At 37.5% G+C, this 26,050-nt stretch carries 26 protein-coding genes and 2 pseudogenes; 13 read left to right on the top strand and 15 right to left on the bottom strand.

The window, feature by feature from the left end; genetic code table 11:
* The first annotated feature begins 4 nt into the window (after positions 1-4).
* A complete protein-coding gene (gene pstB, locus AB1K81_RS09320) occupies positions 5-805 on the top strand; it encodes a phosphate ABC transporter ATP-binding protein PstB (RefSeq protein ID WP_412976844.1) in 801 nt (266 codons plus the stop codon).
* Positions 806-1,183: 378 nt separating this feature from the next.
* Here pstB and AB1K81_RS09315 read toward each other — a convergent pair whose 3' ends face one another.
* Positions 1,184-2,884 (bottom strand): methyl-accepting chemotaxis protein, encoded by a 1,701-nt coding sequence (locus tag AB1K81_RS09315; protein WP_412976386.1) that lies wholly within the window; start codon positions 2,882-2,884, stop codon positions 1,184-1,186.
* Positions 2,885-3,014: 130 nt separating this feature from the next.
* Complete coding sequence (locus AB1K81_RS09310; protein WP_412976385.1) at positions 3,015-4,826, bottom strand: LysM peptidoglycan-binding domain-containing protein; 1,812 nt, start codon at positions 4,824-4,826, stop codon at positions 3,015-3,017.
* 86 nt (positions 4,827-4,912) lie between these two features.
* Between AB1K81_RS09310 and AB1K81_RS09305 the strand changes: the two are divergent.
* Together AB1K81_RS09305 and AB1K81_RS09300 are read left to right on the top strand one after the other, a co-directional pair.
* Positions 4,913-5,149: pseudogene (locus AB1K81_RS09305) on the top strand (hypothetical protein); the annotation flags it as partial.
* 9 nt (positions 5,150-5,158) lie between these two features.
* Positions 5,159-5,437 carry a hypothetical protein gene (locus AB1K81_RS09300; RefSeq protein WP_412976384.1) on the top strand — a complete coding sequence of 93 codons (279 nt, stop codon included), beginning with the start codon at positions 5,159-5,161 and terminating at the stop codon, positions 5,435-5,437.
* Positions 5,438-5,471: 34 nt separating this feature from the next.
* Here AB1K81_RS09300 and AB1K81_RS09295 read toward each other — a convergent pair whose 3' ends face one another.
* The gene (locus AB1K81_RS09295; protein ID WP_412976383.1) at positions 5,472-6,719 is read right to left on the bottom strand and encodes an MFS transporter; all 1,248 of its coding nucleotides are present in this window, start codon (positions 6,717-6,719) and stop codon (positions 5,472-5,474) included.
* 171 nt (positions 6,720-6,890) lie between these two features.
* Here AB1K81_RS09295 and AB1K81_RS09290 point away from each other — a divergent pair, with 171 nt between their 5' ends.
* From AB1K81_RS09290 to AB1K81_RS09280, 3 genes and pseudogenes are all read left to right on the top strand, one after another.
* The gene (locus tag AB1K81_RS09290) at positions 6,891-7,433 is read left to right on the top strand and encodes a PadR family transcriptional regulator (protein WP_412976382.1); all 543 of its coding nucleotides are present in this window, start codon (positions 6,891-6,893) and stop codon (positions 7,431-7,433) included.
* Between the two features lie 12 nt (positions 7,434-7,445).
* Positions 7,446-7,937 carry a DUF4188 domain-containing protein gene (locus tag AB1K81_RS09285; protein ID WP_412976381.1) on the top strand — a complete coding sequence of 164 codons (492 nt, stop codon included), beginning with the start codon at positions 7,446-7,448 and terminating at the stop codon, positions 7,935-7,937.
* A 5-nt stretch (positions 7,938-7,942) separates the two neighbouring features.
* A pseudogene (locus AB1K81_RS09280) lies at positions 7,943-7,996 on the top strand (YvbH-like oligomerization domain-containing protein); the annotation flags it as partial.
* Positions 7,997-8,047: 51 nt separating this feature from the next.
* Here the strand turns inward: AB1K81_RS09280 and AB1K81_RS09275 are convergent.
* The 6 genes from AB1K81_RS09275 to AB1K81_RS09250 form a co-directional block, all read right to left on the bottom strand.
* Positions 8,048-8,896 (bottom strand): ABC transporter permease, encoded by an 849-nt coding sequence (locus AB1K81_RS09275; protein WP_412976843.1) that lies wholly within the window; start codon positions 8,894-8,896, stop codon positions 8,048-8,050.
* Positions 8,897-8,989: 93 nt separating this feature from the next.
* Positions 8,990-9,991, bottom strand: coding sequence for an ABC transporter permease (locus tag AB1K81_RS09270; protein ID WP_412976380.1), 1,002 nt, complete (start codon positions 9,989-9,991; stop codon positions 8,990-8,992).
* 88 nt (positions 9,992-10,079) lie between these two features.
* Complete coding sequence (locus tag AB1K81_RS09265) at positions 10,080-11,765, bottom strand: ABC transporter substrate-binding protein (RefSeq protein ID WP_412976379.1); 1,686 nt, start codon at positions 11,763-11,765, stop codon at positions 10,080-10,082.
* A 38-nt stretch (positions 11,766-11,803) separates the two neighbouring features.
* A complete protein-coding gene (locus AB1K81_RS09260; RefSeq protein ID WP_412976378.1) occupies positions 11,804-12,781 on the bottom strand; it encodes an ABC transporter ATP-binding protein in 978 nt (325 codons plus the stop codon).
* Complete coding sequence (locus AB1K81_RS09255; protein ID WP_412976377.1) at positions 12,756-13,772, bottom strand: ABC transporter ATP-binding protein; 1,017 nt, start codon at positions 13,770-13,772, stop codon at positions 12,756-12,758. The genes AB1K81_RS09260 and AB1K81_RS09255 overlap by 26 nt, the downstream gene beginning before the upstream one ends.
* Before the next feature lie 310 nt (positions 13,773-14,082).
* Positions 14,083-14,640, bottom strand: a complete 558-nt coding sequence (locus tag AB1K81_RS09250; protein ID WP_412976376.1) for a CDP-alcohol phosphatidyltransferase family protein — start codon at positions 14,638-14,640, stop codon at positions 14,083-14,085.
* Between the two features lie 223 nt (positions 14,641-14,863).
* On the opposite strand from AB1K81_RS09250, the gene AB1K81_RS09245 reads away from it, so the two are divergent.
* Together AB1K81_RS09245 and spxA are read left to right on the top strand one after the other, a co-directional pair.
* A complete protein-coding gene (locus tag AB1K81_RS09245) occupies positions 14,864-15,949 on the top strand; it encodes a metallophosphoesterase (RefSeq protein WP_412976375.1) in 1,086 nt (361 codons plus the stop codon).
* Positions 15,950-16,336: 387 nt separating this feature from the next.
* The gene (spxA, locus tag AB1K81_RS09240) at positions 16,337-16,732 is read left to right on the top strand and encodes a transcriptional regulator SpxA (RefSeq protein WP_186868124.1); all 396 of its coding nucleotides are present in this window, start codon (positions 16,337-16,339) and stop codon (positions 16,730-16,732) included.
* Between the two features lie 650 nt (positions 16,733-17,382).
* Here spxA and guaC read toward each other — a convergent pair.
* Both guaC and AB1K81_RS09230 read right to left on the bottom strand, forming a co-directional pair.
* A complete protein-coding gene (gene guaC / locus AB1K81_RS09235) occupies positions 17,383-18,366 on the bottom strand; it encodes a GMP reductase (RefSeq protein WP_412976374.1) in 984 nt (327 codons plus the stop codon).
* 177 nt (positions 18,367-18,543) lie between these two features.
* Positions 18,544-19,197, bottom strand: coding sequence for a YdeI/OmpD-associated family protein (locus AB1K81_RS09230; protein WP_412976373.1), 654 nt, complete (start codon positions 19,195-19,197; stop codon positions 18,544-18,546).
* A gap of 138 nt (positions 19,198-19,335) precedes the next feature.
* Here AB1K81_RS09230 and AB1K81_RS09225 point away from each other — a divergent pair, with 138 nt between their 5' ends.
* Entirely contained in the window at positions 19,336-19,875 is a 540-nt protein-coding gene (locus AB1K81_RS09225; protein ID WP_412976372.1) for a D-glycero-alpha-D-manno-heptose-1,7-bisphosphate 7-phosphatase, read from the top strand.
* 73 nt (positions 19,876-19,948) lie between these two features.
* Here AB1K81_RS09225 and AB1K81_RS09220 read toward each other — a convergent pair whose 3' ends face one another.
* The 3 genes from AB1K81_RS09220 to AB1K81_RS09210 are packed head-to-tail and all read right to left on the bottom strand — an operon-like array spanning position 19,949 to position 22,249.
* Positions 19,949-20,725 carry an ABC transporter permease gene (locus tag AB1K81_RS09220; RefSeq protein WP_412976371.1) on the bottom strand — a complete coding sequence of 259 codons (777 nt, stop codon included), beginning with the start codon at positions 20,723-20,725 and terminating at the stop codon, positions 19,949-19,951.
* Positions 20,722-21,648, bottom strand: coding sequence for an ABC transporter ATP-binding protein (locus tag AB1K81_RS09215; protein ID WP_412976370.1), 927 nt, complete (start codon positions 21,646-21,648; stop codon positions 20,722-20,724). Before AB1K81_RS09215 ends, AB1K81_RS09220 begins: the two co-directional genes overlap by 4 nt.
* Before the next feature lies 1 nt (position 21,649).
* Complete coding sequence (locus AB1K81_RS09210) at positions 21,650-22,249, bottom strand: TetR/AcrR family transcriptional regulator (protein ID WP_412976369.1); 600 nt, start codon at positions 22,247-22,249, stop codon at positions 21,650-21,652.
* A 210-nt stretch (positions 22,250-22,459) separates the two neighbouring features.
* On the opposite strand from AB1K81_RS09210, the gene AB1K81_RS09205 reads away from it, so the two are divergent.
* The gene (locus tag AB1K81_RS09205) at positions 22,460-23,026 is read left to right on the top strand and encodes a DJ-1/PfpI family protein (RefSeq protein ID WP_412976368.1); all 567 of its coding nucleotides are present in this window, start codon (positions 22,460-22,462) and stop codon (positions 23,024-23,026) included.
* A 45-nt stretch (positions 23,027-23,071) separates the two neighbouring features.
* Here AB1K81_RS09205 and AB1K81_RS09200 read toward each other — a convergent pair whose 3' ends face one another.
* Complete coding sequence (locus AB1K81_RS09200; RefSeq protein ID WP_412976367.1) at positions 23,072-23,872, bottom strand: N-acetylmuramoyl-L-alanine amidase; 801 nt, start codon at positions 23,870-23,872, stop codon at positions 23,072-23,074.
* Positions 23,873-24,061: 189 nt separating this feature from the next.
* Between AB1K81_RS09200 and AB1K81_RS09195 the strand changes: the two genes are divergently transcribed.
* The 3 genes from AB1K81_RS09195 (at position 24,062) to AB1K81_RS09185 (ending at position 26,032) form a co-directional block, all read left to right on the top strand.
* The gene (locus AB1K81_RS09195) at positions 24,062-24,643 is read left to right on the top strand and encodes a GNAT family N-acetyltransferase (protein ID WP_412976366.1); all 582 of its coding nucleotides are present in this window, start codon (positions 24,062-24,064) and stop codon (positions 24,641-24,643) included.
* A 203-nt stretch (positions 24,644-24,846) separates the two neighbouring features.
* Complete coding sequence (locus AB1K81_RS09190) at positions 24,847-25,758, top strand: fumarylacetoacetate hydrolase family protein (protein ID WP_412976365.1); 912 nt, start codon at positions 24,847-24,849, stop codon at positions 25,756-25,758.
* Positions 25,759-25,828: 70 nt separating this feature from the next.
* The gene (locus AB1K81_RS09185; protein WP_412976364.1) at positions 25,829-26,032 is read left to right on the top strand and encodes a CDGSH iron-sulfur domain-containing protein; all 204 of its coding nucleotides are present in this window, start codon (positions 25,829-25,831) and stop codon (positions 26,030-26,032) included.
* Positions 26,033-26,050 lie beyond the last annotated feature (18 nt).

Below are 26,050 nucleotides of genomic sequence, written 5' to 3'. Positions count from 1 at the left end.
TAGTATGGTAAAAAGTAATATAGAAGTATTACAATCTGCACAAGCGAATAAGAATGTTGTTTTTGATACAAAGGACCTTAACCTTTGGTATGGGGAGACACATGCTTTAAAAGATATTAACCTATCTATTAATGAGAAAGAAGTTACAGCTATCATCGGTCCATCAGGCTGTGGTAAATCAACGTATTTAAAAACGTTAAACCGTATGGTAGAACTAGTTCCAACAGTGCGGACAACTGGCGAAATTACGTATAAAGGTAGAAGTATTCTAGATCGTTCGTTTAAAGTAGAAGATCTAAGAACCCATGTTGGAATGGTATTCCAAAAGCCAAATCCTTTTCCAAAATCGATTTATGATAATATTGCTTACGGACCAAGAATCCACGGTATCCGCAATAAAAAAATCTTAGACGAGATTGTTGAGAAAAGCTTACGAGGTGCTTATATTTGGGATGAAGTTAAGGATCGATTAAAAGAAAATGCTTATGGTCTATCTGGTGGACAGCAACAACGTCTATGTATTGCCCGTACACTAGCAATTGAGCCAGACGTTATTTTAATGGATGAACCAACATCTGCACTTGACCCGAAATCTACGTTAAAGATTGAAGACCTTGTTCAAGAGCTTAAAAAGGATTACTCCATTATTATCGTAACGCATAATATGCAACAAGCGGCTCGTATTTCTGATCGCACTGCTTTCTTCTTAAATGGAGAAGTGGTAGAGATGGACGAAACCGATACAATTTTCACAAAACCAACAGATAATCGTACGGAAGATTATATTTCTGGTCGTTTTGGGTAAACTATATAATGAATTTCATCTTCCCCCTTTGATGAATATAGAAAAGACTGGCTGTTTTGGCCAGTCTTTTTGTGTTTTGTTTAAGTTTAGATGAATCTGTTCCCTTTTCATGGTGGGAGAACTAGATAAGGTAATAGATAAACGTTATCTAATTCCTTTTCACAGCTGAATCTACAAAAAGGAAACAGACAAGCTTCATCTAATCCCTTTTCAATTATGAGTGATTAAATATGTATTAGATAAGCCAAGTTTATTACCTTTTCCAAGAATCAGAAACAACAGTCAACCACTATCTATTCCCATTAAGAGCTAAATTGAAATAAAAAAGGAACAAACCTTAATCGATCTGTTCCCTCCCAAGTATCACAACTGAAGCCACTACTGAATATGAAACTGCTTCGTACTATTAGTAAGTGATTTCGATATATCTGTAAGCTTCAAACCAACCTCATGGGTATGCTCCATTTGTTTCATTTGACTTTCACTACTTGCCAGCATTTCCTCAGCACTCGCTAATGTTTCTTGTGAGACTGATAAAAAGCCGATTGTTTCTTTTTCTAATGATGGTAACAATTGCTTTAAATCTTTTAGTTCACCTTGTACTCCTTGAAGCTCTTTACTTACCTCAAATATTTCCTGCATCATTTCATCAATGGAATACTTAGCTTCATTAGATTTTACTAATGTATTCGTCGTTTTCTTTAACATCGTATCAAATTCTTCCGTTGCAGTTTGGGTTACTTTTTCCATATTGGTAATGGACTCGGTTATCTGTTCCGCAGCGCTAGAGGACTGTGCTGCAAGTAAGCCGACCTCACTTGCAACAACTGCAAACCCTTTACCTGCCTCGCCTGCACGTGCAGCTTCAATCGATGCGTTTAATGATAATAATTTGGTCTGTTCGGCTATTCCTTGAATTAATCCGACAAGTTGATTAATTGATTTAGAATAGGTTTGAACATGCTGAATTGTTTTCGTTAAGTGCTCAAACTCTTGTTTAAATGTATCAATCGTACTAATTAACTCTGTCATACTCTTTTCTCCATGTTGAGCGGAGCTGTCCATTTGACCTGCGCTAGCAAAAATGTCTTCCATGCTAGTAATCATTTGTTCTATCTTTTCCTTCATCATTCTAAAAGATTCAGAACTTCCTTCCGAGCTACTAGCCGTTTGTTCCGCCCCGGATTTCACCATATGTATGGCATTGATTAAATCCTGACTAGATGCAAGGGTGCTCTCAGAAGAATGCTGTAGTTCTGTACCGGTACGTTCCAAGCTAATGGTGGTGTCTTTAATTTGATGAAGCATCGTGCGCATATGGGTAATCATTGCATTATAACTTTTATATAAAGAAGAAATCTCAGGTATTTTCGTACGGATAACGGTCTCGTCATCTCGTAAATCACCGTTCCGTACTTTTTTCATTTTTTCTCTCAAGATAGAAAGCGGCTTCGAGATGTTATTAGCAAATATCGAAATCACCAATGTCCCTATTAGAATACTTACGATAATTATTCCAATCATAATATAAGCCATTTGATTAATTGGCCCCATATACGATTGCGTCGGTACGAGCAATACATATTTTGCACCAAGGTCTTCCATATCCTTAATACTTAGTGTGAAATTTTCACCGTCTATGGAAGTATATAAAATGCCGTCTTCTGCATTTGCTATCTCTTCTAGTAAAGATTCCGATATGTTAGGTAGTGTATTCTCACTTACTTTAAAAGGAATAACCTCATTATTTTGTATGTAAAAATAATCCGAAACAATTTCATCATTGGTAAGCTTTGTCTGTTGATCTCGTATGTTCATGTTTACTTGCTGCATGAAATAATCGTATTGATCTTCACTAGGATAGACAAATTTTAAACTATCCACAATGTTTTCCATTAAGTCTGCTTCTCGTATGAGTCTATTTTCTATGGATTCCATTGTTGTATGACGGGAAATAGTGTATGAACTTACTCCTACTGCAACGACTGTGAGCGTTAATAGAGTTATGAAGATAGTAAGGATACGGGCTCTTAGGCTTCTTTCTCGTTTGTTTCGGCTTATTTTCTTATCCGTGTTCAATGTTAAACCTCCACACTAGAATTGTTTTATATAGTAAATTATACCAATGCATTGTAAATACAATATTAAGTTAGTGTGAAGAATCTAGTGCTTTTGACTTATAGGGAGGTGAGTAGAACCTCCCTCGTCTCTAGATAAATTCGATAGATTCTGCAATATCCCTAATATGCAGCTCATTCGACCAAAGAATAAAATATTGATATACCTGATCGTTTATCAAAATTGGATTTGGAAAGCGAACGATGAAGGCTGCTTGATTCTCCATTTCTGGAATTTGATCGGGAGAAGGGAAGATATAGCAGCCCTCTTGATTGTGAATACTCGTATGCAATATGGTTGGGTTAGTTCCATATGGCATAAGTTGGTGGAATGCTTCATTATGGCAGACAGATTCAATTGATCCAGGTGAGGAGATGGCATCAACTTGAAAAAAGCCATCCGTCCCCTCGAATCGATTAGGCGTTACTTGCACCCAACTTGCAGGGTATTGAAGTCTTATTTGATACATGGTGTTTTGATAGGTTGCTCGTTTTCCTTTGACAACTGGCGCCCATTGTACTGCCATTATATTGGGATGGGTAAGAAGCTTTCGTACGGTATAATCCTGAATATTTACTAACCATAGCTCTGTTCCTGGGGTATCCACATTACAACCTGAAATATAAGCAATCTTTGCTCCATCCGGAGACCAATCCAATGGTGCGGTAAAACAATTTGAAATCGCGACGGTCATTTCATCTGTTCCTTGATTCGTCGTGGTCCTAATTAAGGAATGATAACCAAGTTCTTCGAATGCAGTCGCACTAAATGCAATTAGATTGGAATCTTGTCTCCAATCTGGGAAGTAATTTTTCCCTAAAGGACCACCTTGAACCTCTCTTACCTCGCTGGTTGATAAGTCTACGATATAGATAATCGATACACTTACACCAGGTGAGGTATATAACGCATAACGCCCATCAGGTGAAAGTCTGACGTAATTCAGCCTACCACCTGTATTGGTAGTGAGTTGTGTTAGATTCGTTCCATTAATTCGAATTCGGTATAACTGACTTATTCCATTTTCATCTGGTGCTTGGAAAAGTAAATGATAGCCATCAGGAAACCATTGTACATCGGTTGCATCTGTTTGTGTGATAGTTTGGATAGTGTGTGAGGAAATATCGTAAAGATAAATCGTGTTTCCTTTCGTATATGCGAGCCTTCTCCCATTTGGAGACCAATCTAGAAAAGCTCCATCCTGCTCGGATAATTGGTCAATTCGTGTAATGTTGCCTGTAGTCACCTCGATGATATAGATGATGTAATCTCTTCCGACAAAAGCAATCCTTTCACTATCTGGGGACCAGAACGGGATGGAAAAAGATTCTGCTAGTCCATTTGTTAGTTGATGTGTATTCCCGTTTGCAACATCATAAAGCCACACATCAAAACGATTAGATTCTCCTGCGATATACGCAATGATCCCATCCTCACCAAGCGGTGCATATGGAATAATGAGTCTCATTCCTGGGTAGATGGTAGTTGAAGCTAATTGATTAACATTTTGGATGAGTTTTACGTTTACTTTTCCGGCTGTTGTAACGTTATAACGTAATCCAATGGAATATAATGAATCGCCTGGCTGAACGATATAATATGGAACTCCAGGAGGCACTTCTAATAACTGTCCTGGAAAAATAGTATAGGGGGCTTGTAAATTGTTTGCCTGGATTAAAGTAGTTAATGGAATGTTAAACCGTGAAGCAATGAGATAAAGTGTGTCGCCAGATTGTACTCGATATCGATTAACTCCTGGTGGAATAGAAAGCTGCATACCAATAAAAAGCTGGTCGGGATTAGATAGGTTATTGGCAGCAACTATCGAAGCAATCGAAACCCCAAAACGGTTTGCGATAGTACTTAATGTATCACCAGACTGAACAGTATAAAAAGTTTGCATGTTCTCCCTCCGAAAAAAGTATTTATAAGTTAGGATATTCACCTAGATAGAAATGGGTTCTGAGGGACTTTTAAAGAGGGATAGATAAGATACGAATTAATTCTAAAGAAAATGATAATGTGAATATTAATTTACCAATTAGACTAGTTCAAGTATTACTAAAAGCTGGCCATGGTATCGCCGTTAATATTCCAGAGTCACAAAAATATGTGAAGGATATCGATATCGATTTAATCCTAGAAGCAATTGACCAAGAGCTTGAAGGGCAGATTATCGATATTACTTCCGGTGATGGGGATAAAGTCGCCGTATTTATTGAGTAAGGTGAAAAGATGATAAAGATTAGGTTAAAAACGGAAAAGTCTTTTAGAATTACCATTCCTGTACCTTATTTTGTACTACATTGCACTACATCTATTATTTGTTCCAACTTAGTATGGAAACAGATTACACAAAATACAGACACGCTACCGAATATATATCCTCCAATGCAAAAACAACTAATAAAACCACTACTTAAGAAAAGCATTAAGGAAATGCAACATTACCGCGGAATTACCATAGTAGATGTAAAAGAGGGAAAAGGTTCCCAAATAACTATTAAACTATAAAAAAGGAATGTCCTTAAGATGAGGACATTCCTTTTTACTCTTCTGTAGATTTGATTTTCCGGAATACAATCAAGAAATATAATGATCCGATTAAATATAATCCTGCTGTAATCGTGAAAACATGTGCATAGCCCCAATAGTCGCCATACATCACGACAATCGATGTCGATACTGGACCCATAAACGCCCATCCGAGCTGGAAGACCATTTGGTTAATGGAGTTTGCTAACCCTTTCATGGAGTCATCCACTTTAGACATCATAAGTGATGCTTGAATTGGATTCCCCGCATTCATCAATGCTTGCCTGAATAAGAACCCGAGACTCGCTAAAAGTAAGTTTTCTGTATAAGCCGTAAGCAATAAGAATGGAAGGGAGGAAAGTTGTAAATATACAACTGCTCTTACCTCACCGACCTTCTTCACAACTACCGGTCCAATAAACATCGCCACCGCTGTAGCGGCCTGACCTAACGAGATAATTAGTCCGATCATCGAGTTAGAAGCCGCAAATCGATCTGCGAAGTATAAATTTAAGTAAGGAATAACAAGTCCACTACCAAAACCGATTAATAGTTGTGCAACAGCAAATAAAGCAATAATTTTAAATCCAACTTTATTAACCTTTACAAACTCCCGAAACGGAAGCCTATCCTCTTTTTTTACTTTTACTTTCTTCTTCTCTACCATTTTTAGAATAGGGAAGAAAGCGACTAAATAAAAGATACTTCCGATAATCAATGTGTATCGAATAGCACTTAAATCTGTCGTAAACAATGTGAAAAAGTCAGTTAATGTACCACCTAGCAAACTACCAACCACATTAGCGGCGGTCATAATCGCTGAATGGAGGCTAAATAGATGTACACGCTGCTTTGGATTAGAGTTTTCTGCAAGCCAGGGAATAGAGGAAACTTGAAGGAATGCAGTAAAAATTCCTGTTGCAAATCCAGTTATTAATAAGAGTGACTGCATTTCTACAATACTACGTAAAACAAGAATAATTCCGGACAAAAGCACCCCGAATAACATAACGCGCTTTCTACCTAGCTTATCACTCATGATCCCAGCAGGTACTAGAATAATAGCAGTAGCTAAAGCGGTTAACGCGATAACTTGACCATTAACATCATGCTTCAGCCCAAGCTCTTGAATATAAATATTATAAATGACCATAAACATACCCATCCCAATTTGGGAAAAGATATTGGCCCATATTGCTAGTTTAATATTTTGATTGTAGGTCTTTAGCTGTTCAGACCATTCTTTAAGGAATATCGCCATAGAAGTGTCGCCTTTCCTGATATTTCGTGTCCCTAAGTAATATACAATCAATTGGTCGAAAAGTAAATGGTAAAAGGGTGGTAATTAATAAATAAAAATAAGTTGTAATTTTTTAAAAGTTATATTATTATATATATCATAAAGATATATATCAAGAAGATAGGTGTAAATATGGCAAAAACAAATCATACAAAATACGCGATATTAGGTTTATTAACAACAAGCTGTAGAACCGGATATCAAATGAAGCAAATGATGGACACGAGTTTGAACCATTTCTGGAAAATAAGCTACGGACAAATTTATCCAACGCTAAAGCAAATAGTGGAGGAGGGACTGGCAACCGTTCAGGATACAACTCAAGATGGTAAACCAGATATTAAAGAGTACTATCTTACAACAAAAGGAGAGGAGGAACTTCGTAACTGGCTTTCCTCACCATTAGAAACTATACCAGTAGCAAAAAATGAAGTACTCCTTAAGCTATTTTTCAGTAGACATCAGAATAAAGCGGAAACCATTGAATTTATATCACATTACCAAAAGATATTACAGGAACGACTTCGTACGTATGAAGAAATTGAACAATTAATTCAAATCCATTCGATAGATAAGGCTGATGCAAAGTACTGGCTATTTACACTAGATTATGGAAAAAGAATTACCAAAGCAGAGATTGAGTGGTGTCATGCTACAATCGAAAAATTAAATTAAGGAGGATTTCATATGGGGCAGAAAGTATATCCGGGCAGGTATACGACAGACAACGATGAAGAGGTAGTGGTATTTATTATTGGTATGAGGGTTAATAAACGGTGGAAAGTTCATAAATGGTTCCCTGTTTTTACAGCTATGCCAGGGATGATTCGGGAATTATATGAAAATAAAGAGGAGTTAGGATTTCTGTCATTGGAGAGCTTCTTTGGACTCAGAACAACGATTATGATCTCGTATTGGAAGTCAACGGATGAATTACTCGCTTATGCAAGAGGTGCTAAACATTTAAAGGCATGGAGGGAATTTAATAAAAAAATCGGAGATAGTGAAACGGTAGGAATATATCATGAAACCTATTCCGTTCCAAAAGGCAATTATGAAACAGTGTATGGCAATATGCCGTTGTTTGGTTTGGCTAAAGCGAAAAAACACCGATTAATCACGCCAGATATAAGAACTGCTAAGAAACGATTATCTAAACAAAAAAATGCTATTAATTAATTTAACAGTATTATAAAAAAGACTTCAGTGACGTGTTTGAGAAATATATTAATAATTAATAGAAAAAGGGATTAGCCTGAAAAAATTAGGTGCTAATCCCTTTTTGAACTTTAATTCTTCATTTTAGGGTCAAGTGCATCCCGTAACCCATCCCCAACTAGGTTGAAGCCTAATACTACTAACATAATGGACACTCCAGGGAAAATTAATGTCCAAGGTGCTAATTGGATAAAGTCCCTTGCGCCTGCTAGCATTGCACCCCATTCTGGCCTAGGAGGTTGTGCACCAAGACCTAAAAAGCCAAGTGCAGCTGCTTCGAGAATTGCGGTACCGAAGCTTAATGTTGCTTGAACAATTATCGGAGCGACGCTATTTGGAAGAATGTGATGGAAAATAATTCTACCATTCTTCATCCCTTGCGCCCTCGCTGCCATAATGAATTCCTCTTCTCTTAAACTAATAACCTTGGAACGAATCAATCTACCGAATATTGGAATATTAACAATCGCGATGGCGATTAACGCATTTTGAAGGGATGCTCCTAGAATAGCTACAATCGCAATAGCTAGTAGAATGCTAGGGAAAGCAAGCAAAATATCAAAGATACGTGAAATGAACATATCAATCCATCTACCGAAATAGCCTGCAATAATGCCCAGTATAGTACCGAATAAAAGGGCGCCAGTTACAGCAAAGAACCCAACCATTAAGGATATCCTTGCTCCATAAGCAATTCTAGAAAAAATATCCCTTCCAACATCGTCAGTACCGAACCAATGCTCCCCAGAAGGTGGCTGAAGGCGATTAACTGGGTCGATTTTATCATATGGGTATGATGTAATAAGTGGTGCAAATATCGCGATTAAAATAAAGAACACGATAATGACCATTCCAGCTATAGCAAACCGATTTTTCCTCAGTTGCCTTAATGAGTCTTTCCATGGAGATACAGCTTCCATATCCTCTTGCTCTGGTTGCCTATTATCTACCTGATTACTGTCATTTTGTTTGGAATTTAGTTTTTCATCTTTTAATTTCATGACCTGCCCCCCTTAGTAATTAATCCTTGGATCAATGAATTTATAGAGAAGGTCTACAACCAGATTAATGATGACGAAAATAAATGCGATAATTAATATACCAGACTGTATAACTGGGTAGTCTCGATATGTAATGGCTTCATAAATGTATCTACCAATGCCTGGCCAACTAAATATTGTCTCCGTTAAGATAGCTCCACCTAATAACACACCAGTTTGAAGTCCGATGACGGTTAATACAGGAATTAACGCATTCTTTAACGCGTGTTTATAAATAATTAAGAACTGACCAGAGCCCTTTGCTCGTACTGTTCGAATGTAATCTGATTTCATGACCTCTAACATGCTGGAGCGGGTCATTCTTGCGATAATGGCCATTGGAATAGTTCCTAGCGCAATACTAGGTAAAACTAAATGCTTTAGTATCGTAATAGTTCTTGAAAAATCACCATGTAAAATGGAATCCAACACATAAAAGTATGTAATAGGCTCCATTGGGTCTCGGCTATCCTGTCTTCCGCTGGAAGGGAACCAGCCTAATTCCTGGGAAAAAATCCACTGTTCCATAAGCGCTAGCCAAAATACTGGTATGGATACACCGATTAAAGCAATAAACATGGCAAGAAAGTCAAACCATGAATTTTGTTTCCATGCACTTAATATCCCAGCATTAACTCCAATAATGATTGCGAACAACATAGCGAAGAGTGTTAATTCAAAAGTAGCTGCAATATATGGCCAAATTTCTTTTGATATTGGTGTTTTGGTCTTTAATGAAGTGCCTAAATCTCCTTGAAGTAGATCTGTCACATATATCGTATACTGGGTCACGTATGGTTCGTTAAGGCCCATACTTTCTTCTAAGTCTTTAATTGCTGTCTCGCTAGCCGTTTCTCCTAAGATTACTTGAGCTGGGTTACCTGGTATTAAATGAACGATAGAGAATGTAATTAATGTCATTCCAATTAGGACGGGGATGAGCATTAATAGTCGACGGAATGTATAGGAGAGCATTATTTCACCTCAGATCTTCTCGGGAACTCCGAATCTAGTAATAGAGAAGGGTAGTAGAAATGACTACTACCCTATATCCCTTGTTGTATTAATTCTCAATTTCTACTTCTGCTAATGATTCGCTTGTTGATGGGTGTGGCACATAGTTTTTAACGGCAGATGAAGTAGCTAATACTGGTCTAGAGTGAACCAGTGGAACCATTGGTGCATCATCCAAAATAAGTGCTTGTGCTTGTTTGTAAAGTTCTGCGCGTTCCTCTTGGTCAACAGCCACTTTCGCTTGGTCAAGTAGTGTGTCAACTTCTGGATTAGCATAGAATTCACGGTTACTTGTTCCGACATTACTACCGTGAAGTAAACTACTTAAGAAATAATCAGGGTCACCATTTGTTCCAGACCAACCTAGCATATACATTTGATGTTCCCCGTTCATCGTTTTCTCTAAATATGGTGCCCATTCTTCACGGACAATGTTTGCTGTAATTCCAATGTCTGCTAAGTTGCTTTGGATAATAACGGCAACAGTTTCTGGATCTGGCATGTAAGGTCTTGCAACTGGCATCGTCCAAAGTTCGATTTCCAAACCATCAGCATAGCCTGCCTCTGCTAATAGTTCCTTCGCTTTTTCAACATCATACTCATAACCTTCTACTTCATCGTTATACCCCATATAGCTTGGAGGTAGTGGGTTTTTAGCTGGTACCGCATAGCCTGCATACAGTGCATCCGCGATTGCTTGGCGGTCGATAGCATGGCTAATTGCCTGTCGTAATGTTTTATTCGTAAAGGGTTCTTTTTGGACGTTAAATCCTACATATCCGAAGTTGTTTTCTGCACGTTCATATAGAACTAGATTTTCATCAGATTCCACGCCAGCAGCATCGTCTGGATTTAATCCATCCATAATGTCAATCTCACCAGAACGTAGTGCAATTAATCGAGCGGCATTATCTGGAATAACGGTAAATACTACTCGGTCTAATTTCGGTTGTCCTTCTACACGGTAATCTTCGAATTTCTCCAAAACAATCGAGTCATCCTTACTCCAGCTAACAAATTTGAATGGACCTGTTCCTACAGGGTTTTCATTAATGGCTGGCCCAAACTCCTCCAATGCTTTAGGAGATGTAATAGCAAAATAGGTCATCGCCATGTTTTGTAGGAAGAATCCTAGTGGACGATTTAATACAAATTGAATCTCGTGGTCGTTCACAACATTGATTTCTTTTATAACGTGTCCTTCATCACCTTTATATCCGCCAAACATGGTTCCATACATGGAATAAACATAGCCATCATCACTAAATGCATATTCATGGCTTGGATCTGCCCAACGTTCAAAGTTAATTTTTACTGCCTCCGCATTGAATTCAGAGCCGTCATGGAATGTGACCCCTTCCTCTAAATAGAAGGTATATGTTAGCCCGTCTTCCGAAACTTCCCAATCACGAGCGAGAGAGGGTACTACTTCAAAAGATTCCTTATCAAAACTAAGTAGGCTTTCTAAAACTTGCTTTGTTATTCTTGATGACTCCCCATCTGTCGTGCTACCTGGATCCAGACTTTCAGAGTCGCCGCCACGAGCAAAAATTAATACTTGGTCATCTCCACTTGCTTCATCAACTGGATCATCTGTTCCAGAGCCGTCTGTTTCAGTAGAATCAGGGTCAGCAGGATTTTCTGTACCTCCTGTTTCATTGTCATCACCACATGCTGCTAAAAATAACAGCAATACTAGAAGTAGCATCATGAAAATTGAATTCTTAAGTTTCATACAAATCCCCCTAATGAATTATTAAATATTGTTATATTTTATTGCGCTGTCTCACTGTATAGGTGACAGGCAACAAAATGATTAACCTCAACTTCTTCAACTTCTGGTCTTACTTGTTTACAAATGTCCATCGCCATTGGGCATCTTGTATGGAAAGCACAACCGGATGGTGGTTTAGATGGACTTGGAACATCACCTTCTAAAATAATTCTTTCTTTCTCTACATCAGGATCTGGTACTGGTACCGCAGATAGAAGAGCCTTTGTATATGGATGCTTTGGATCATCATAAAGTTTATCTTTTTCAGTGAGCTCTACTAATCTACCTAAATACATAACGCCAACCCGGTCACTGATATGTTTTACAACACTTAAATCATGTGCAATGAACACATAAGTTAAATTAAATTGATCTCGCAAGCTTTCCATTAAGTTTAAAATTTGCGATTGTACGGAAACATCAAGCGCGGATACAGGCTCGTCACAAATTATGAGTTTTGGATTATTCGCTAAAGCCCTAGCTATCCCAATCCGTTGTCTCTGACCACCACTAAATTGGTGTGGATAGCGGGATGCGTGATAACTACTTAGGCCAACAACCTCAAGCAGTTCCTTAACTCTCGATTTACGTTCCATTTTGCTCATGCCATGGATAAGAAGTGGCTCCCCAATGATTTTCTCTACGGTATGTCTCGGATTTAAGGAAGCATATGGATCTTGGAAAATCATTTGCATATCGCGTCGCAGTCTTCTCATCGCTTCAGCACCTAATGTGGTAAGGTCTTGTCCTTCAAACTTTACTTCGCCTTCAGTAGGCTCTATTAAACGGAGAATACTCTTACCTGTAGTGGACTTCCCACACCCAGACTCCCCAACAATTCCTAATATTTCTCCTGGATTCACAGAAAATGAAACATCATCCACTGCCTTTACTTCCCCGATTTTCTTTCCGAAAACACCCCCACGAATGTCAAAGTATTTTTTTAAATGATTAACTTCCAATATTGGACTCTGCATCGCTAGCTACCGTCCTTTCTGAATCGTCTAATAAAAAGCAGCGACTATAGCGATTGTGATTTAAGGAAATTAGTTCAGGAGTTTCTGTAAAGCAGCGATCAAAGGCAAATTCACAACGGTCTTTGAACCTACAGCCATTCATACCCATTTGGGGTTTTGGAACCGTACCGGGTATCGAGTATAGTTTTTGGTTTTTTTCATGGAGTTTTGGAATGGAGCGGATTAGTCCTTTTGTATAGGGATGTGTTGGGTCTTTTAAAATCTCTCGTGTGGTTCCTTCTTCTACTACTTGACCAGCATACATAACGATTACTCGGTCGCATATTTCGGCTACTACTCCTAGGTCGTGCGTGATCATTAAAATGGCAGTATCTTTTTCTTTATTTAATTGTTTCATGAGGTCTAGTATTTGAGCTTGTATGGTTACATCAAGTGCAGTGGTGGGCTCATCCGCAATTAATATCTCTGGGTTACAAGCCATTGCTATAGCAATCATAACTCGTTGCCTCATTCCACCGGATAATTGGTGGGGGTATTCATTCATTACTTCTTCTGCACGTGGTATTCCAACTAGCTTCAACATATCAATCGATTTTTTAGTAGCTTCTTGTTTGGAAACCTTTTGATGGATTTGAATAGCCTCACGTATCTGGTTTCCGATGGTGAAAAGTGGGTCTAATGAAGTCATTGGCTCTTGAAAAATCATAGATATCTCATTTCCGCGAATATCGCGTATCCTTCTTTTCGAAGCTGTTAGAAGATTTTCTCCTTTAAAATGAATGGACCCGCCGACAATTTTACCGGGTGGACTCGGTACTAACTGCATAATGGATAAGGAGGTAACACTCTTTCCGCAGCCGGACTCACCAACTATGCCGACTACTTCTCCTTTATGTACTGTAATACTTACGCCATCCACTGCAGGAATCTCTCCTCGCTCGGTAAAGAAATGAGTGTGTAGGTCTTCAATTTTTAGTACTACTTCTGACACGTAAAGAACCTCCTTTAGTTGTAAGTTTCTAGACCTTTTAAGTAGCATATTATTAATTTTTAATAGATATTACTTGAAGAATATAATTATCACTTCTGACAGATCACAAACTAACACGCTTCTTGCCTTGGGAGTACATATTCCACATAGTAAAACAAAATTCCTGCGAAATGTCGAAACATTACAATAATTCTTATAAATCGATAAGAACCGACATCGGATTTTGTCGTAGTGGTCCTGTAAAGTTTTGAGGAATAGAAGTAATGAGAGGAAAAAATAAAAAGACTGCCCGAATTGGCAGTCTTAAAAACTATGCTCTTCGATAAAGCTTCAAAAATTCTGGTATATACAAGATAAAAGATAACCCGAGAAAAGTTCCGGTAACAAGCATTAACAAGGAAGCATAATATGAGCTGATTTCTGGAAATGCAATTAAGATAAATGCCGCTAAGTAGAATACAGCGGTTGAGACTTTCCCAAACCACATCGCCCCATCTAGCTTTCTTCCCCGTTTTAGTAGTATTAGCCCGTTAATTCCCATAAACAATTCTTTGACTACAAGTAGTACGACTAATATCCACATATATTGATAACGAAACATTAAACACCCGACAATAGCTGCCTGGGTTAGTTTGTCTGCAACCGGATCAATCATTTTACCTAATTCCGTAATTTGATTAAATTTACGTGCGATAAGACCATCAAACATATCTGTCAGACCGGATAATAGAATAATAAATGCCGCTATATAATAATCTGCTGAGTTGTCTGAGGTTATGTAAATATAAACGAAAATAGGTATTAAAAGTAGTCTTATATAAGATAGAATATTAGGTATTGAAAATATTTCTTTTGACGTAAGCTTCATATCATTTCCCCCTAGAAGCGCGTAACTAAGCTAGTAAATTGTTCCTACTGGTATTGTACTGTTTCTGGATAATATTGGGAAGTAGAATGCAGGAAAAAATACAATTGGAAAGAAACAATGCTAGTGGTAAACTTTTAGTAATTGTTATTGGTAAGTCTATGATTAGCTTGTCATAACAAATCTAAAAGCTACATGAATATGATAAGGAATAGGAGAATATGACATGCTTGATGTTAGAAAATTATCGCTTAATAAATCTAGAAGAATGATTATTACTTCCGATGTCCATGGAAATCTCCATCTCTTGAAAAAACTATTAACCAAAGTAGGCTTTTCTGAAGAAGATTATCTATTTATAAATGGTGATTTATGTGAAAAAGGTCCGAATAGTTTAGAAGTAGTAGATTATGTTCGGAATATGGAAAAAGAAACTAGTAATGTTTTTATAACGAAAGGGAATTGCGATGTCGTTCATCGGTATGTCATGAGTGGGAATGAAGGGATTTTACCTTACATAAGAGAACGAAAACATTCTGTCCTTAATGAAATGATGACGCTACACAACAAATCCATAGACGATTTTCATAATATCTCCGAACTAGCGGATTTTTACCGTGCAAACTTTAACGACATGCTAACATGGTTGGAGGAGCTTCCAGAAGCGTACGAGTTAGAAGATTGTATTATCATTCATGCAGGGGTTGTGCATGATAAGGACTGGCATCATACCGATAGTGATACTGCACTTTATGCAAAAGCATTTCATGAACAAGAACACCAAGCGGATAAAAACGTCATCGTTGGACATTGGCCAGTAGTCAACTACCGTTCCTATCAAGTAAGTAGCCATAACCCATTAATAGATTTCGAGAAACGAATTATTTCGATAGACGGTGGTAATCAAATCAAAAAAGATGGCCAGTTAAACGCGTTAATAATAGAAGATGGGGAATATACTTATACATATGTTGATAATCTTGAACAAGTAGTCCAAATCAAAAAAGATTACCTAGATACCTATAACAGAATTGGTACGGTTACATATCCTAATTATAAAATGAACATAGTAGAGACAGGCGAATACTTTACCAAATGTGACAATATAAATCTTAGGATTACCCAATGGATCAAAAATGAATATGTAATAGAAAAAGACGGTCAAACCTTCTGCAAAAATGACCTAAGCACAACCTTCCTAACCGTAAAAACAGGCGAAACCGTCAAACTAATAGATAACCAATGCGAAGGATACATCCTAGTTAAAAACACATCAGGAGAAGTAGGCTGGATACCAAGAGAGTGTGTTTGATTTTAAGGTTTGGATTGAAATTTTATAGAAATACAATTGAATTGGCAGATTCATAAAATTTGGGCTACGGTCACGGCAGAATGAATTAGATCAAATCAGTCAAATAAAAAAATTAATGCATAATTTACAACTCTTTTTGGGCATACTTTCCAATGTAGCTTTTTAGTGTGTTATAATAAAAATATAATTTTTAATGAGTAAAGGAAGTAAGGTTGACACCACTGAATAGCTGTAATAAAATTATATTGAATTAAAGATATTTATAAATAGAATAATATAGATATAAATATGGGGAATAATTTAGTCTGTTAAGATTAAAAACCACAGGAAATACATCTGTGGAGTAGTTTTTGTTAAATCTCTTCTCGAGAGAAAGGAAGTAATTACATGGTAACACTTTACGTTACACCAAGTTGTACATCCTGCAGAAAGGCAAAAGCGTGGTTTCAAGAGAACAATATACCGTACAAGGAACGAAATATTTTTTCGGAACCGTTAACATTTGAAGAAATTAAAGGTATCTTACGCCTTACAGAAGACGGAACTGAGGAAATTATTTCAGAACGTTCTAAAGTTTTCAAGGAGATCGACGTAGATATAGAACAGCTACCGATGAAAGAGCTGTATCAATTAATCCAAGAAAATCCTGGATTATTAAGAAGACCTATCATCATTGATGAAAAACGTCTTCAAGTTGGCTATAACGAAGATGAGATTCGTCGTTTCTTACCAAGATCAGTTCGTACATTCCAATTACATCAGCTTCAAAAAATGGTCGACTAAATAGAAAAGGTGAGCAATTTAACTGCTCACCTTTTTTTAGTATAAAATTCCGCTTCTACCACAGTATGGATCACTGTGGCATTTTAATTATATGCAAAGCAATATCCTGTTGGGGTTAGTGGGGAGTACGGCGTTATCTAAACCCGAAATGAAGCAGAGGAAGTTGAGAAGGTAACAGATAAAGGTTATCTAAACCCAAAATGAAGCAGAGGAAGTTGAAAAGGTAACAGATAGAGCTTATCTAAACCCGAAATGAAGCGACAGCAATTAAAAAAGTAACAGACAAATCATCTATAAACCCTTATAAATACAAATAACAATTAGATTAGATGGAAAAGAGGCTGAGACAAAAGTTTTTTAGTCAAACGAATAACCGAATGTAGTGCACCTACGACGCACCGGAAATATACTGCGCTTTCCGCGGGCGGCTGGTGAGCCTCCTCGTGCTAACGCACTTGCGGGGTCTCACCGATGCCTTTCCTCCCGCTGGAGTCTCCGTATATTTCCGGTGCTAGTATGGTGAATCATTCGGCTTTACTTTTGTACAATTTTGTTATGTCCCAACCTCTTTTTCAATCATGCTCCTTAGTTATTCAAAGTACGACCGCTGATTAACTTATATTCTTTTTCAAGTAGTCCAGATTTGTTACTTAATAAATTTTATCTCCATTAAATATTGAGTTCTTCACTATTACATAATCTACATTTCGAATTGCATCAAGTTTTTTTCCACCTGCATATGAGATAGAAGATTGAAGATCTTGCTCCATTTCGATAAGTGTATCTGTTAGCGAACCTTTATGCTCCACTAACATTTTCTTACCTTCTACATTCTTTTTCTCACCTTTTTGGAATTCTGATGCAGATCCAAAGTATTCTTTAAATAATTTGCCATCTCGTTCAACTGTTTCACCAGGAGACTCCTCATGACCAGCAAATAATGATCCAATCATTACCATAGAAGCACCAAAGCGTACCGATTTAGCAATATCGCCATGAGTACGGATACCGCCATCAGCAATAATTGGCTTGCTTGCTGCTTTTGCACACCAGCGAAGAGCAGCTAATTGCCATCCACCAGTTCCGAAACCAGTTTTAATTTTTGTTATACAAACTTTACCAGGTCCGATTCCAACTTTAGTAGCATCAGCACCAGCGTTTTCTAATTCACGTACAGCCTCTGGAGTTCCAACATTACCAGCAATAACAAAGCTTTCTGGTAAAACCTTTTTGATATGCTGAATCATTTCGATTACAGCATTAGAATGTCCGTGAGCTATATCAATGGTAATATACTCTGGAGTTAAATTGTTTGCTGCTAGTTCATCAATAAAGCTATATTCTTCTTGTTTTACACCAACACTAATGGATGCGTATAAACCACGAGCTTGCATGTCTTTTACAAAATCCATACGCTTTTCTGGCTGGAAGCGGTGCATAATATAAAAATAACCTTGCTCCGCTAGTGTTAATGCGATTTTCTCATCTATAATGGTCTGCATATTGGCAGGCACAACAGGCAATTTAAATTGACGGCCACCGAATGTAACCGATGTATCACATTCAGAACGACTATTTACAACACATTTTGCAGGAATTAACTGGATATCTTCGTAATCAAATACGTTTTCCATAAATAACACTCCTAAAAACGAATATTTTAATGAAAGTTATTTTTCATTGTTCGCCATTAGCTAATTTACTATAAATTTTTATGTATGTCAAATTCTGTTTATTAGGCTATGCTAATTAAGTAAAAATCAAACAAAAATAAAAACACCTTCTTAAGATAAAAAGGTGTTTATGCAATATCATTTCTTTCCCATTCTAAACAAATCCAGTGTTTTATAGCCTTGTGATAGAACGTCTATCATTTGTTCAATACGCTTTTGACGGGTTTTTTGTTGTTTGGCTGAAAAGATGTGCCTCGCCCAGTCTTTTCGGTAACCTGGTGTTAAGTTTTGATAGAATGCAAGTTCATTTGGATGATTACTAAGAATAGCTTCAATATCTTTTATATGATCTACGTAATCACCAACACGTTGACTAGCAGGGGCAGTTTTTTTCGCTTTTTTCTTTTCCCGTTTTAAGCCAACTACCGTGAACACGTCATCCATACTTACCATTCTCGCAAATTTTATGTCACTACCATCAATATATCCGTCGGAATCAACCTTTAAAGCCGGGAATAGTTCATCACGATGAATATGCGTTTTATAGCGCTTGTTCCCCATTTTAGGATAGGCGAAGAAAAGATACCCTTTTTCCTCAAGAAGTTCCGGACTATCAATTATGTTTCTTGTTTGTTGCTTTAATTCTTCTAACGTTTCGGTGAAAATAAAGATCGCGTCATGGTGCTTGGTTAGTGTTGTAGGATAATCAGTAAATACCGTATAGTCTTTCGGTTCGTTTAGTACGACGAAATTTTGATACGTTGTTAATTTTAATTTATCGATAATGGACAACTGGAAAACTCCTTTCAAATAAAACCGTTTCCGAATAACGTATACATTGAAAGTACCGTTGTTTACTCTCGTTGTCAATGTAGTAATCCATCGGTTAACGGTTATACTGGTATATAGATGAAATGGGATGGTGATAACATGCATATAGGGATGTTTTTAGATCGGGATGGCGTGATAAATGAAGTATTATCTCATCGAGTGAAGTTCGTAAATAAGCCGAAAGATTTTTATTTACTAGATGGTGTTGGTGAGGCAATAAAGTTATTAAATGATGCAGGGTGTAAAGTATTTGTCGTGACAAACCAAGGTGGTATTGGGTTAGGGCTTATGAAGGAATCGGCATTGGACCAAGTACATCAAAAGATGGTAAAAGACTTAGCTAAGTTCGGAGCCCGTATTGATGACATTGCCTACTGTCCGCATAAACCCCATGCTGGCTGTGCCTGCAGGAAGCCAGAACCACAAATGTTAGTTGATTTAGCTAAAAAACACGATATAGACTTAACGAATAGCTACATGATTGGAGATAGAGAGCCAGATATCGAAGCGGGAAAACGTGCAGGTACGACGACGGTTTTAGTTGGGAACCGTGAAGGGAGCTTTGAAGAAGCTGACAAGGTTTTCAAAAACTTACTAGAATTTTCTACATGGTATGTGAGGGAGAATAATTCGAAATAAACACGAGTGGGATTAGCTAGAATACACGGAGACCATGAGGTGCAATCCACTGTATTCTAGCTATAGGCAATCATCAAGTATGATCAGCAAGTCTCCACCATTGAAATGTAACTACTAATCCTAATATACTTGTAAATACTACGATCCCAAGATGGCCAAGCCCAATACCGGCATCACCACTAATTCCACTATAAAGCGCTGGTATCGCCCACGGAAAATATGCACCATAACCTAATGCAGCAATAATCTGAGAGAAAACAACCATACCAACGACAAACCCTAAAGGTGCTAGATATCCACGGCCTAAACAAGCAAATAGTGCAACAGGTGTGCTTAACATAACAGTTAAAAGTGCCGTGACGATAAGCGTCATGACCCCTTCTGTAAAAATAGCACTCGACCAACCAGGAAGGGTAATAAAATGCCCAATTAGAATACCAATAACCATAACATAAATACTAAGTAGCATATTGGCAATAAAGGCCGTTAAGAACTTAGCTGCAATAATTGTACTTCTCGGAAAAGGTAGTGCAATTAAATCCTTAATTGTACGATCCGTATACTCCCGTCCGAAAACCCAGCTCGTCACAAAGCCAAAAATAAGGATTCCCCCAACCGCAATCATCTGTGATAGTAATCCAAAATAGGATGGCCATGTAGCCTCTCCGGCAATTTGTGCTTTCGTACCAATAAGCCCCGCACTTTCCGCTAATTCAGGATTTTTTAAAATGAACATGAAAAGCCCACCTATAAACGGTGCGAGCGAAAATGCTAAAAAAGTGATCCATATCATTTTTGATTTTCGTAGTTTATACACTTCGGTAAGAAGTGCTGAAATAATGGGATTCATGTGAAATCAACTCCATTTCCTTTAATAACACGTAAAAAGTAGCTTTCGAGATCTTCTTCCTCCACCGTTAGCTTTGTAAGCAAATGTCCACTTTCTACGAGAGTTCGGGCAATTTCCTCTGGATGCTCAATCGCCTGTTTCGTATGTATTTCAATTAACCCATCCGTAGACATCTTCGAGTTAAATCCATTTAACTGTAATGTTTCTAGAGTTGAAGCTTGATTCTGAGTATTGATAAGGAGTCTGCGATTTAGTAATTGGGTAAGTTCGGTAGATGTTAATTCTTGAAGTAATTTCCCATCGTGAATGATTCCTATTTTCGTAGCGATTTTAGCAATTTCTCCAAGTAGATGACTGGAGATAAAAATCGTCACTCCATGATTCATGGCTAAGTCATGTAATAATTCTCTAACCTCTACTATTCCAGCAGGGTCTAATCCATTCACAGGCTCATCTAAAATTAATATTTTTGGATTATGTAATAAAGCTTTTGCGATTCCTAAACGTTGTGCATTACCTAAGGAAAGCGTTTTGGCTTTTTTGTTAGCGTATTTCGTTAAGTTTAGCTTGTTCATAATGGATGTGACCGAATGTGAATCGCGAATGGAGCGCAGGCCACGAAATAGTTCTAGATTTTCTTTAACGGTGAGTTCTGGATAACCATACGGTGTTTCCACAATATAACCGACATCATCCCAAATCGAATAATGTTCGAGTTGGACCTTCTTTCCATTGATGTAACAGTTTCCATCACTAGGACGAATCATTCCGAGAAGCATCCGAATCATCGTAGTTTTACCTGCGCCATTTAACCCAATGAAACCATAAATTTCCCCTTTGTTCACTTGAAGTGAAACCTTGTCTACAGCTTGGAATCCTTTATAATTTTTAGATAAATCTTTCGTTTCAATAATAGCTGGCATATTACCCCTCCTTGATCAAACCTTCAACCGTTGTATGAATAAGAAATTCCATGGTTTTAGGATATTCGGATTCACCGATTTTCTCTTTTTGGAATGAAAGTAAAACTAATGACCGTAAGATACTTGCAATAATTTCAGGTGGTTCTGTAAATTCAACTCCTTGATCTTGCCATTTATGAATTAATGGTGATAGGAAATCCGTGTCTTTCTTAAAATGATCCTCTAGTTTTTCAGGTGGTAACTTTCTCATTAGTACTTCCATATTTTCCACTAAATAAAGCTGCTGCATGAATGGTGATTTATCTATAGAGTGAATCATTTTAAAAAGTATGTTTTTCATGGCTTGCTTAGGTGTGTCCCCGAGCTCAAGACTTAATAGTACCTCCTTTATTTGCTCCTCCTCTTTTTCAATAATTTCAAAGTAAAGTTCTTCTTTTGAATGATAAAATTTATAAAAGCTTCCAGCTGCAATCCCAACTTTTTTCGTTAAATCTTGAACACTAGTTTTTTGTAGACCATATAAACGAAACAAAGTTTTCCCATGCTCGATTAATGCCTCTTTTATTACTGATTTTTCGTGATTATTGAATCCCTTTGGCATATGTTCCCACCCCTCTAATTGAATATATGAATAATTTATTTTTATATTCACAAATAATATAACATGAACTTCTAATAATTTCCAATAAAAAATGTAGAAACCAATCGAATTAGATTAACTTTTTTGGAATTAAAGTTTTGAGAAGGATTATGAAACGTGTAGATAGAATATAGTATTTATATGTAGTAAAAATAATAAGGAGGAGTTAACATGTCCAAAAAAGTATTAATTCTTGCTGGAGATGCAGTAGAAGCATTGGAGATTTATTATCCATACTTTCGTTGTTTAGAGGAAGGGTATGAAACGACGATTGCAGCATCATCACCTAAGAAATTGCATACTGTTGTACATGACTTCATCGGGTGGGAAACATATACAGAGAAAGAAGGATACTTAATTGAAGCAACAGCGAGCTTTGCTGATATTAAGCCGGAGGACTATGATGGCTTAATAATTCCAGGTGGTCGTGCTCCGGAGTTTATGCGTTTAAATGAGGATGTACCGAAAATTGTGAGTCATTTCTTTGAAGCGGATAAGCCGATTGCGGCAGTTTGTCATGCGGCTCAAGTGTTAACGACGGTGAAGGAGCATATGAAAGGTAGAGAATTAACTGCTTATATCGCTTGTAAGCCGGAAGTGGAGGCGCTTGGTTCTACTTATGTGAGTGAACCAAACCATACGGATGGTAATCTAATATCAGGTCATGCTTGGCCAGATTTACCTGGTTTAATGAAAGAATTTGTAAAGCAAGTGAATGGTGTTGGGGTAGAGGCCTAAAAAATAGAAGTAGGAGTAGCAAAAGAGGAGCTACTCCTACTTTTTTTATGCAGTTTCTTGAACGATATATGCATCCGGAACATAACGTCTAACTTTTTCTAGGTGGCTTTCTGCATTCTCGCGATCCGTAAAGGCCCCGGCTTGAACTCTGTACCATTGGTTGCCTGAAACGGTAACCGGAATGACGAAAGCATCAATTTGATTTTGCTTCAAATAATTTGCGCGTTCTTCTGCGTTTTCTCGGGATTGAAAGGAACCTGCGATAATGCGGTACATGATAGATGGGTCAGGGGAAGCGGCTTGAAGATTAAATGCTCTAGCAATTCCATTTACATGTCCCTCGGCAACACGTTGTCTCCATGAATTATCTCGCATTAATGCTGCATCATGAGCATTATCAATAAAGCCATTTTCTGTAAGAATAGCGGGCATTGTTGTTTCACGCAATACATGAAAGTTTGCCTTTTTCTTTCCTCTATTTCGTAATCCGTTTACTCTAGTAATTTCTTCATGAAGAATATCTCTGTATCTAGCAGTTTGTGAAGTGTCGGATAGATTGCTATGAATATAATCTTCATACCCTTCTGCTGAACCATTAAAGGCGTTACAATGGATAGAAACATAATAATCTGCACCCCAAGCATTTGCGTCATTCGTCCGCTCTGATAGGCTTTTTGTAGTATCACTGGTACGACTCATTCTTACTGTGACGCCTTCATACCGGGATGTAATGATATTCCTAATCTTAAGTGCAATATCAAGGGTTATATTCTTTTCTACTAATCCATTTCCTTGTGCGCCAGGATCAGATCCACCATGGCCAGGGTCAAGATATAGTTTCATCATTTTCCCTCCTATTAATTTTTTTATTACAGTAATAGAATATTCGAGTACGTAGTTATTTTTTTGGACAAACGTCTCGTGTTTCCTTAATTTCCACGTTTGTAGGAAAGGATTACTTTAATGGATGGAAAATTATAACGAAGAACAGTAAGATTATTCTAAAGGTAATTCAATATGACTTGGAGGATGAATATGAATAATAGTGAGTGGTTTACTAGAGTCCCAACTTTAGAGACGGAAAAGTATCTATTGAGGGGAATAGAAATAGAGGATGCTAGTAATCTTTATAGATTTTTACGTGATAAAGAAACGATGAAAAATATTACACCCCATCCGGTTCAGGGTGAAGAAGAAGTAAAAGAGGCAATCAAAGAATCATTAACAAAATTTGATAACCAGAAGGAAATCCCATGGGTCATTATCCACAAAGAAGATGGGGATCTTATCGGACAGTTCCGTTTACATAAGGTACATCTATGGCACCGAAAAGCAGAAATGGGAGCGGTGATTCGAGACGACTATCAAAACCGTGGTGTGATGACGGAAATCATACAGGTGATTCTACCATTTGTGTTTGATTCCTTAAAGCTCAATAGACTAGTAGGGGATATTTTTGCACGAAATGATGGATCAAGAAAGCTATTAGAAAAATTCGGGTTTACAAAAGAGGGCGTTCTCCGAGATACAGACTTTGATGGTGAAGCGTTTCACGATACAGTTGTATATTCTATGTTAAAAGAAGAGTATGAGGTAAGAAAGAATAAACTTAGCTAGCTTGTACCAAGAGCTATTGGATAATTTACATAATTATTAGATAACTATATAATAAATTAAATGGCTCCTTTGGATTGAAGACCTAAAGATGAATTAGTTTTTTACAGAGCTTATCGCTGTATATATCTATTAGTAGTAATTTGTTTAAACTTGGGTTAAGCGCATTAAATAGATTATCCAAATAGAAGTATGAGAGGTGCATAATGAAACTAGTTAGCTATCGATTAAAAAATGAAACAAGTCCCCTACGTATAGGTATTGCATTGGAAAACTACATAGTGGATGCTCAAAAGTTATATCAGTCTTACCATCAGCTAGAATCCTCTAGTGATAGTTTGATACCTGCCGACCCGACTGTATTCTTTAAATTAGGCTTTCCTGTGATAGAAAAGGCGCGTGAAGCTTTTATTAATACAGCGCAAGAACGAATGGTAAAGTATGATAGAGAAGCGGTATATCTAGGTACTCCTATTCCAGAACCGTCGAAAATAATTTGTGTTGGAAAAAACTACGTAGAGCATGCTTTAGAGATGCAAAGCGATGTACCAGATTATCCGGTATTGTTTGCGAAATTTGCCAATGCATTAATTGGGCCAGAAGACGCGATTGAAAAAACAGCCTTTACTGATAAACTCGATTATGAAGTGGAGCTAACAGTTGTTATTGGGAAAGAAGCTACTAAGGTGAAAAAAGAAGATGCCTTTCATTATATTGCTGGCTATACGATTGGTAATGACATTTCAGCGCGCGATTTACAAAAACGTACCCCACAGTGGCTACAAGGGAAAACAATCGATAATTCAACCCCAATCGGACCTTGGGTTGTAACACATGATGAAGTAGGGGACCCGGGTAAGCTCGATGTCAGCTGCTATGTTAATGGGGAAAAGCGTCAAGCTTCCAATACAGAAAAGCTCATTTTTGATATTCCTTATTTAATAGAATTTATTTCGAGTTTAATTACGTTAAATCCAGGAGATATCATTATGACAGGGACGCCAGATGGGGTGGCATTTGGAATGGAATCACCGAAGTTTTTACAGGACGGCGATATGGTTACGTTAGAAATCGAACGAATCGGTCGTATGGAAAATGTCGTTCGTGATAGCCGTTAATCTAAACATCATATTCTAACATGTGAAACGTATGATGGTAGTAAGGTTAACCTAACGAAGGAGGGACAACGTGAGTGAAAAAGTCGTCATTAAAGTAAATGATAATGGTTCATACCGTATTACCGGTGATGTGGAACTAGTCGATGCTGACGGTAATGTGTTTGAAACGAAGAAAAGTTTTTCCTTATGTCGTTGTGGTCATTCTGCTAATAAACCATTTTGTGATGGAACACATCGGAAAATCGATTTCGAAAGTGCTCCAAGGGCAAAATAAAAAGATCCGTAATCCTTT

The organism is Ornithinibacillus jepli (genome assembly GCF_047228935.1).
Taxonomy (GTDB): domain Bacteria; phylum Bacillota; class Bacilli; order Bacillales; family Amphibacillaceae; genus Ornithinibacillus.
Note: the sequence above shows the minus strand (reverse complement) of the source record. Positions and strands in the feature narration are given on the sequence as shown.